This window comes from Virgibacillus sp. 7505 (assembly GCF_002272135.1).
GTDB lineage: Bacteria > Bacillota > Bacilli > Bacillales > Amphibacillaceae > Terribacillus.
The window spans coordinates 1-220 of record NZ_NPBF01000415.1; the positions used below are offsets into that span (position 1 = coordinate 1).

Consider the following 220-nt stretch of genomic DNA (forward strand, 5'->3'; position numbering starts at 1 on the left):
GTAAGAAAGGTGGATGTTTCCAATGGCAACAACAATATTGGCGGAAAAACAAGAGATTTTAACGGCATTGGATCAACGGGATAAGGAACTTCGAGAGCTGGCGCTCATGATTCATGCCAACCCAGAACTGTCTTTTAAAGAATACAAAGCAGCAGAATGGTTATCTGCTTATTTAGAAAAAGAAGGTTTCCAAGTAGAACGGGGCGTTGCTGGCTTAGAG

General features: G+C 42.3%; 1 pseudogene. It reads left to right on the forward strand.

The window, feature by feature from the left end:
* Window positions 1-22: 22 nt before the first annotated feature.
* Window positions 23-220, forward strand: a pseudogene (locus CHH91_RS19570) (M20 family metallopeptidase); the annotation flags it as partial.